The following is a 7,915-nucleotide window of genomic DNA, read 5'->3' as shown; positions in this document are numbered from 1 at the left end:
GAAGGTATATCTGTGTAGTCTTAATGTCCGAGTGACCCAGTAACCTCTGGAGTGCTGGAAGGCTGATGCCTCTTCTCAGGGCGCGCGTAGCAAATGTATGTCTTAATACATGTGGTCTAACCCTCTCAGGGGCTATTCCAGCCCGTGTAGCCAATCTCTTTAACTTCTTATATAATCCACTATATGTTAAATTAAAGAGCCTGTCTCCAGGCATCAACCCATTGAGCCTTATCCAGGCATCAAGCATCTTGAAGGTTTCCTCTGTAGCTACGACGTACCTCTCCTTACCGTACTTGGCCGAAGTAACCTTTATCACTCTACTATGGAAATTAACGTCTTCAACACGGAGGCCCAATAACTCACGGCTACGGAGGCCAGTGTCAACAAGTAATCTCAATACTAGTTTATCCAGTGGGGTCCTAGCAACATTATAGAGTTTCTCAACCTCTTCATCGCTCAACACATTAATGCTGGCGTGGGGCTTCCTTACCGGTGTCACAACTATATTTACTCCAAGCCATTCAAAAAACCTCTTAAGGAACAAGGTATAGTAATGGAGTGTAACCAGCCATTTCTCCTTATCACTTATTTTCCTGTTTGGAAACCCGTTTCTCAATCGATCATTACGCCATGCCAATATATCCCTTAAAGTTACATCCCTTAACGGTTTATCCCCGATGAAACCAAGGAAGTCTTTGATAGCAGATAGATACGCCTTTACCGTCTCTTCTGATGCTCCTGATGCCTCAAGAGACGCCTTAAACTCCTCCACTATCTCTTTATTGCTTAAATCCAGCATACCTTGAGGCGCTTTACCAAGTTCTATTCTGCCCGGCAAAACAAATCCCTGCCAATGGATCCACTATTATCATGTTTTAAGATAAAGGGCTACTACTAATACGATGGTTTAAACATTATTACCTGCTGTAATCAAATAACAATAATGGGATGAAGATGCGTGGCAGGTTAAACCCTTGAATGGGATGAAGACGCCGCGCGGGGCTGACCTTTATCCAGGTATTCAAGCAGGAAGTGGTACCATGCCTAGGCGCGTGATACTTGTTCATGGCGATAGTGATGGTGTAGCCTCGGGGGCGTTGGCCTATAATTTCTACAAGGCTAGGGAGGAACCAGTAGTCTTTTTCACGCACCCGGTTGGACTACTAGGGGATCTCAGGGAGTTCACGAGGAATGGCGACAACATATTTATTGCTGACATAGCCTTGAACGAGGTGCATGCTGAGGAGGTCCTGAGACTACTCGAGGAGAGAGGAAGATATGGTGAAGTCGTTTACATAGATCACCACCCGGAACCCCTCAATACCAGGCTTAATGATATGGATAGAGTTAACGTATATCATAATACTTGTTGCTCCGCCTCTGAGTTGACATATATATTCCTTCACGAGAGGGGCCTGGACCCGGAATACTCTCGGATAGCACTATACGGAGCCATAGGCGACTATCTCGATGAAACCCAATGGGTTAAAAGAACGCTGACCGAATGGGATAAGAGGTCCATATACCTCGAGGCAGGCATACTAATCCAGGCCTTGGAGGGAACTCGGCGTGACTATGAGTTCAAACGGAGAATAGTAGAGTATTTATCTAGAAATAGCATTCCAAGCAGTAATCCAGTTATTGTTGAAAGAGGGTTGGAGCAGGCTAAACGAGATGAAGAGCTACGGGTATGGGTCAAGGAGAATATCCGTGTCTATAGAGCAATAGGGTATGTCGTAAACCCTCCTGGAAGCATTGGTAAAGCTGCCAACTATGCGAGGGTATATGGGGGTACACGGGTAGGTATAGCCATTGAGGAACGAGGCGATACATATGTAATGAGCCTACGGGGAGATAACACCATTGATTTAAACAGGGTTCTCAGAATCATGTCGAGGGAGCTTCCTGTTATGGGTGGTGGACACCCGTTCGCTGCAGGAGCCAGGGTTAAAAAAGAGTTTTTCAACGAGTTTCTCGTCAGGCTCGATGAAGCCATTAAAGGCTTTTCACAACAGTGACTTCATTTTCTCCTCTATTAGCCTTGAAGCCTCATCCCTACCTAGTTGGGTAGGCTTGGTCTTCCTCAGCTCCTCGAGTATCTTATCGGGGGCTTCAACGTATTGATTGAGCCTCCCATGAGTTCTAGCGATATACCTGTATGCTATCTCCCCATCTCCAAGTAATACCGCGTCGAACACTACGTCTTCACCGCTGGCAACCATTGATACAAGCCCTATCGAGGCTCCCTCCCTCCCGGTTATCTTGAAGAGGTAGCCTCCCTCAATTGTTTCACCAACAAGGTCTAGTGACATAATCCTATCTAGGGGGTCTTCGACTGGTTTCACTGGTTTCTCCACCACGGTTTCCTCAGTCTCCCCAGCCAGGATTCTCTCTGCTTCCTCACGTGTAGGTGCTTCCTTATATTTCTCCTGGATCTCAGCTAGTTTCTCGTTAATTACCTTGTTCTTTATGCTCTCGACCTGTTCATCCGGTACTCTCTTGAATACTTCTAGTTTAAGTGTATCATATAGCCATTTTATTCTCATGGCTTTCTCATCGATAATGTACTTCACCCTGATTCTAACAGCATCTCCCTTATCTACTTTTACCCCTTCAACCAATACGTGGAAGAGCAACATGTTTAGCTCCGCGGATGCTCTCGCAATCTCCCTCGCAAACTCCTTGTTTGTTTTCACGATACCTGCTAACTGAGCATAGAGGGTTCTACGTAGTTTATCAGCATATGCACCGGCTATCACGATACCAGTGTTTAACTCTTTGGCTACCTCCCCACTCATAAGTGATCCCTAAGAAATAATATATTATCTCAGCTTAATTAACTTAATTAATGCCTTGAACTGATTTATTACCCTGTGAGAAACTACTTTTAATACAGTGGTGTTGGTGTTGAGTGGTGGAAAGAATTTCTCAGGTATTGTTGTGGGAATAGAGTACCTAGATGGATTTAACTCACCGCTACTATATGTACATGGGGATATCGAGGGCTCTGAGGGAGACTTCTACGTCCTTGTTGATGAAAAAGAACTCGACAACTATCTAAGGCTCGGGATAGGTCAGAAGATTGAGGGTATTGGGGAGGAGATCTCGCGGAACCCGCTTGTAATAAGGAAACTGGTGGTATAGGTCTTGAAGCTCCTTGCAAGACCCCCTAGGATCAAGGTCCTAGAGGCCGCTGGGTGCATCGGGGATAACCGGGTGAAAATAGTTGATTCTAGTAGGGCTGTAGTCTCCTCAAGTACTGGTGAGAGAAAGTACAGGGTTATCCTACTAGAGGAGGGGCAAGGCGTCTTCAGGGCTTATAGCGATGATAATGGAACTGTTTACAAAGGGTATGTGGGCTACCCCATTATAGCCTTCATGATTCTCAGGGGTTATCTCCCCATAGATAATGTTATCATAAAGGCATTCACCGGTATACCCTGGAAGGAGCTTAATGAGAAGTATAAGAAGTACTCTATCGTTGAAAACATTGTTATCTCGAGGGCTGAGAAGACAGGTGTCTCAAGGAATATTATAGATGACTACATCAACGTGATCTTCAAGAAGATTGGGATTTATAAGATATATTTCGACGAGTCCCTCCTCTCCACATGGAGTTGAGGACTCCTACCGATTAAACTAGTACAAGGTTATTTTACCATGTACCACCCTGAAATACCTCTCCTTGAGGAGCTTGTAGATTATTTGCCTAGCCACTTCCTTTTCTACACCTAACTCAAGCGATACGGCCCTTATGGCGTCTTTAATAGTTATCTCACCATACTCTATCATCAGCTTCCTCAATAAATCGTATACCTGGCCATAAACCCCCTCTGGTTTACTAGCTATACGCAGCCTATCCATGTCTACATATATCCTTACCACCCTGCCCTTCCACATTCTCATAAGGTAAGTGTCCTCATCTATCTTATCGACATATATCTTGGCGAAGAACCTGGGTATCCTGGCCTTGGAGCCAGGGGTTGTAAACACTAGTATGTTCCCATAGTTTTTTACTAGGGGATAGAACTCTATTTCCTCCCCTGGCTCGAAGACTATGAGTAGCCCTTTCCTAGCCTCAACCAATTGGTTTATATGGATGCCAGGTATAGATGATCCCTCTAACCCTATGGTTCTACTCAGTATACTGTTTTGATCAAGTATAATGATCGGGTCTACTGGTTTATTATTCAATACCTCGAGCACTATCCTTGACTTAATACCCATATAATGGCTTACAACGGCTTTAAACCCCCTTGTAAGTAGTCTTATTAAATCCACTCTACCATCACGCTATAGTTATTTTATATCTCAAACCCATTTAAAAGAAGAATAACTAGGTTGTATATCTGTTCCCAGTTTGAAGGTTTTACAGGATGCTTAATGCTCTCCTTGCTTTACCCGTTTAAATTTATAAGCGCTAGATTCTTTAAGTCTATTGGCGACCCCTTAGCTCCCCGAGACCCATGGCTGTCTACGGGGAGGGAGCCGGGGGAGGAACCGTGATAAACCACCCCACGAAGACCTAGAGCATAGGCGGGAAACGGTTGAGGGGGTGTCATGCTTGGAGGAGATGTATAGGGGCTGGGTTAACCAGATTAGAGAGGCCCTGCTTGAATGGGGGAGATACAGGGTTTCCGGGGTCTTTGACAAGATCGTGGTACTCGGTATGGGTGGTAGCGGTATAGTAGGGGATTTCCTAGCTACTCTTTCACAAACCAGTAGAGGCCTCCCCGTGTATACTTCTAAATCGCATCACGCGCCTGGCTTCATTGACTCAGAGACACTGGTTTTATCAGTTAGTTACAGTGGTAATACTGTTGAAACAGTAAATGCAACTATCGAGGCGTTTAAGAAGACGGGGAATATAGTGGTGGTCTCCAGCGGGGGTCATCTAAGAGACTATGCTTTGAAGCATGGATTACCATATATTCCACTACCCACGGGTCTTGCTCCAAGAGCCTCCCTGCCATCAATGCTCTTCAAGATCCTTGGATTACTTGACTCGAGCGGGTTATCCATGGTGGGTAAGAGGGATGCTGAGGAAACCTTGTCATTCATAAATAGTGTCATGGATAACGCGGTGGAAGAGGCTTACCGGCTAGCCGAGTGGATCCATGGAATCCAGGGTCTACTGGTTATTGCAACCCATACCCCTCTAGAAGCGCTGGCTCTAAGGGGTAAGAACGAGTTTAATGAGAACAGTAAGATACCGGTTAAAATAGATGTTGCACCTGAATGGATGCATAACGATATAGTAGGGTATGAGGAGCCTAGTGGTATACCCTTAAAGATCATTGAAGTCTTCGACCCGGCTGACGAGGCTGGATACAGGCTCGTGGAGTTCATGGATGAAATATACAAGGAGGTTAATGCCTGGAGGCATAGGTTGAGTCTTAGAGGGGAGACATTATTAGATAAGCTTATCTACGGTAGCCTAGTTCTCGGAGTGGCCAGCGTCAGGCTCGCTGTCCTCAGGGGTATAGATCCCCTTGAGACAAGGAGTATCAAGAGGTATAAGGAGTCTGTGCATAATATATTCCCCGGGCTTTAAAGGTTAAAAAGCTCTAAGCACTATTAAACCTAGTATCTGAGGGGCCGTAGTCTAGCCTGGCTAGGATGCGGGGCTTGGGCCCCCGTGACCCGGGGTTCAAATCCCCGCGGCCCCACTATTCGTGTTCCTACTCCTTGTCTTCTTTCCTAGGATCAGTGGTGTATTGAATATTATCAAGCCTATTATGGTGAAAAATATTATCCTCGCCACTCCCCCTGTTCTAGCGGCCAGGTATAATGGCCCAGTAGCTATTAGCACTAGTATTAATGCCTTTATTCTATGTCTCATATCCATAGTGTTTAACGCCTCTATTACGTCCTTTATCCTCCTGCCTGAGGCTACTAGTGCTATACCTATTCCAGTTAACCCTAGCGCCGTGGGCTCCCATTGCCTAAGTAATAGTGTAGTTGATGATAGAGCTATTGCTGCCGCGCCTACCGTGATGGATGCTGACCCAGGTTCAAGCCTACTGCCTAGATAATAAATTATCAGGGCTATAGCTAGCCCTGCAGTGATTCCGCCGGCCACGTCTACTACGTAGTGGGCTCTTAGATATATCCTGCTCAGCGATATGCCTGCAACCAATAGTGCTGAGGCTACTGCGAGGTATTTATCCCCTAGTTTCAGTGTGAGTGTGCCCCAGAATGATGTTGAGATCTGTGCATGACCGCTTGGGAACCCGGGACCCTCTGCCTCCACTAACGGGTTTGGTGGCCTCGGCGTGTTGAATGAGTACTTCATCACAAGGTTTAATGAGCCGGAGGCTATTACAGCGAGAACGGTATATAAGCCTGTGTAGGGGTCTACTATATAGTATAATAATATGCATGTGAACAAGTATATGTATTCCTCGCCGAGGATGCTCCACATCCTCCATACGCCTGTGTTATTTAAGAGTATTGTTGAGGCGAGGGCTATGGCTATCACTGCATCCAGGAGTACTTTAAACCTATTGTTTAATCCCTGCAATAAGATCATTCCCCCTGGTGAACTAATATTATATTCCCCGGCTTAGAATAATATATTTACTCGATGATGAAATGACGGTAACCGGAGCCCGTGAAGACCGTTCTCCTAGCTGATTAAGCCTTGTAGAGCCAGAAGCCAAGTAACCCAATCAACATTTCAACCAGGGTCTCTCTTCTCGCCTCCTCAAGCTTCTCCTTAATGCCCAGGAACCTATATGCCTTGATCATAGAGTAGAAGTAGAGGATGCCGGCTGCAGCGATAAGTATCTTGTAGAGTATGCTGGACCCCGTGAGTAGGCCTGTCAAAATCCCCGTGAGAGGCCCCGTGAACCCTGTTATCACGAGTAACTTGGAGGATGCCTCGACGCCGGTCTTCAATGGTATTGTCTCATACCCCTGTATTCTATCGCCCTCGATGTCCTGTATGGCCTTCAACACCTCCCTGCCTAATGTAACTATGAATATTGTGAGAGAGAGCCCGGCAACTACAACTGTATCGCCGGGCGGTGCATCAGCCGCGGTATAACCATATATTATGGGACCCGTTGTAGAGGTAGCTACCACGAGCTGGCTCCACCAATGCCTCCTCAGGAAGCTATAGCTGAGTCCTAGTACAGCGTATACTGCTGCAACCAACGCTACATAAATATTAATTACCAGGTTTAATAACACACCAACCATTACGAGAACAAGTGCCAGGGTAAGCGAGATCCTCGGGGAAGCCTTACCACTAGGCAGGGGCTTCCACGGCTTGTTAACCCGGTCAACCTCTAAATCCACCACATCGTTAACCAGCATAGAGGCTGATGTAATGGTAAAACCTGTTACAAAGCCCACCAAAAGCCTCGCAAGGCCCACGCCAGAGAAATCATAGTATCTAAACATCAATAACATAAAGACAGCGCCGAAACCACTCATCAGGGAGTTAGGCAACCTCATCATGCGACAATAATCAATAACACCCATATCAACCACTAATATATTGGATAACGAAGAGAAGGAAATTAAAACCATTACGAGCGCTACAGGTACACCCATAGACAAGGTTTATACCCGAATCTATGAGACCCCGCCAAGCAGTAGTATAACACGCCTCGCCCCCTGGGCGAAGCCACGGCGTTCGGGCTCTTGGGAGCGGCGGGCTGAACCCCTCGGGAAACCCCTTGGGGCTTACACCCCCGCCCCATCAACCCCGTCTTCTACGGGAGCCCGCGCCGCCACGGGTTACCCCGTGACGACAGGCCGCCTCTTTTCGGGGAGGGGTTCCCGCTTAGATGCTTTCAGCGGTTACCCCTTGCGGCGTGGCTGCCCGGCGTTGCCCGCCAGGACAACCGGTACACCAGAGGCCGCGCCACCCCGTTCCTCTCGTACTGAGGGTAGCTTCCCCTCAGGC

The 7,915-nt window shown here is 46.8% G+C and carries 9 protein-coding genes, 1 tRNA gene and 1 rRNA gene; 5 read left to right on the top strand and 6 right to left on the bottom strand.

The genetic code is table 11. The features are described 5' to 3' along the window. The coding region (gene xerA / locus ACP5N5_RS04655; protein WP_428133387.1) for a site-specific tyrosine recombinase/integron integrase at nucleotides 1–838 on the bottom strand (838 nt) is incomplete at its 3' end. 202 nt (nucleotides 839–1,040) lie between these two features. Here xerA and ACP5N5_RS04650 point away from each other — a divergent pair. Next, on the top strand, nucleotides 1,041–2,018 hold the full coding sequence (locus tag ACP5N5_RS04650) for a DHHA1 domain-containing protein (RefSeq protein ID WP_042667723.1): 978 nt from the start codon (nucleotides 1,041–1,043) through the stop codon (nucleotides 2,016–2,018). Here ACP5N5_RS04650 and ACP5N5_RS04645 read toward each other — a convergent pair. Then, the gene (locus tag ACP5N5_RS04645) at nucleotides 2,007–2,798 is read right to left on the bottom strand and encodes a DUF2258 domain-containing protein (RefSeq protein WP_012608673.1); all 792 of its coding nucleotides are present in this window, start codon (nucleotides 2,796–2,798) and stop codon (nucleotides 2,007–2,009) included. The genes ACP5N5_RS04650 and ACP5N5_RS04645 overlap by 12 nt on opposite strands. 106 nt (nucleotides 2,799–2,904) lie before the next feature. Between ACP5N5_RS04645 and ACP5N5_RS04640 the strand changes: the two genes are divergently transcribed. Beyond that, the gene (locus ACP5N5_RS04640; RefSeq protein ID WP_232216782.1) at nucleotides 2,905–3,144 is read left to right on the top strand and encodes a hypothetical protein; all 240 of its coding nucleotides are present in this window, start codon (nucleotides 2,905–2,907) and stop codon (nucleotides 3,142–3,144) included. 3 nt (nucleotides 3,145–3,147) lie between these two features. After that, nucleotides 3,148–3,621 carry a hypothetical protein gene (locus ACP5N5_RS04635; RefSeq protein WP_012608675.1) on the top strand — a complete coding sequence of 158 codons (474 nt, stop codon included), beginning with the start codon at nucleotides 3,148–3,150 and terminating at the stop codon, nucleotides 3,619–3,621. Between the two features lie 18 nt (nucleotides 3,622–3,639). On the opposite strand, the gene ACP5N5_RS04630 is transcribed toward ACP5N5_RS04635, so the two are convergent. Next, the gene (locus ACP5N5_RS04630; protein WP_012608676.1) at nucleotides 3,640–4,281 is read right to left on the bottom strand and encodes a hypothetical protein; all 642 of its coding nucleotides are present in this window, start codon (nucleotides 4,279–4,281) and stop codon (nucleotides 3,640–3,642) included. Nucleotides 4,282–4,573: 292 nt separating this feature from the next. Between ACP5N5_RS04630 and ACP5N5_RS04625 the strand changes: the two genes are divergently transcribed. Continuing rightward, nucleotides 4,574–5,554: an SIS domain-containing protein gene (locus tag ACP5N5_RS04625; protein WP_428133391.1), complete on the top strand. Its 981-nt coding sequence runs from the start codon at nucleotides 4,574–4,576 to the stop codon at nucleotides 5,552–5,554. Nucleotides 5,555–5,594: 40 nt separating this feature from the next. Further along, nucleotides 5,595–5,669, top strand: a tRNA-Pro gene (locus ACP5N5_RS04620). Here the strand turns inward: ACP5N5_RS04620 and ACP5N5_RS04615 are convergent. The 3 genes from ACP5N5_RS04615 to ACP5N5_RS04605 all read right to left on the bottom strand — a co-directional run. Continuing rightward, a complete protein-coding gene (locus ACP5N5_RS04615) occupies nucleotides 5,651–6,532 on the bottom strand; it encodes a phosphatase PAP2 family protein (RefSeq protein ID WP_428133372.1) in 882 nt (293 codons plus the stop codon). The two genes, ACP5N5_RS04620 and ACP5N5_RS04615, sit on opposite strands and share 19 nt — an antisense overlap. A 104-nt stretch (nucleotides 6,533–6,636) precedes the next feature. Beyond that, nucleotides 6,637–7,488, bottom strand: a complete 852-nt coding sequence (locus tag ACP5N5_RS04610) for a geranylgeranylglycerol-phosphate geranylgeranyltransferase (RefSeq protein WP_428133370.1) — start codon at nucleotides 7,486–7,488, stop codon at nucleotides 6,637–6,639. Between the two features lie 142 nt (nucleotides 7,489–7,630). Next, nucleotides 7,631–7,915 (bottom strand): 23S ribosomal RNA (locus ACP5N5_RS04605); the annotation flags it as partial.

The sequence above is a fragment of the Desulfurococcus sp. genome (assembly GCF_049970475.1).
Classification (GTDB): Archaea; Thermoproteota; Thermoprotei_A; order Sulfolobales; family Desulfurococcaceae; genus Desulfurococcus; species Desulfurococcus amylolyticus.
This window is presented reverse-complemented; position numbering and strand designations above follow the sequence as displayed.

Coding starts and splice junctions, on each gene's coding strand:
- ACP5N5_RS04650 (WP_042667723.1), top strand. CDS start 1,041: ATGCCTAGGCGCGTGATACTTGTTCATGGCGATAGTGATGGTGTAGCC.
- ACP5N5_RS04645 (WP_012608673.1), bottom strand. CDS start 2,798: ATGAGTGGGGAGGTAGCCAAAGAGTTAAACACTGGTATCGTGATAGCC.
- ACP5N5_RS04625 (WP_428133391.1), top strand. CDS start 4,574: ATGTATAGGGGCTGGGTTAACCAGATTAGAGAGGCCCTGCTTGAATGG.
- ACP5N5_RS04615 (WP_428133372.1), bottom strand. CDS start 6,532: ATGATCTTATTGCAGGGATTAAACAATAGGTTTAAAGTACTCCTGGAT.
- ACP5N5_RS04610 (WP_428133370.1), bottom strand. CDS start 7,488: ATGGGTGTTATTGATTATTGTCGCATGATGAGGTTGCCTAACTCCCTG.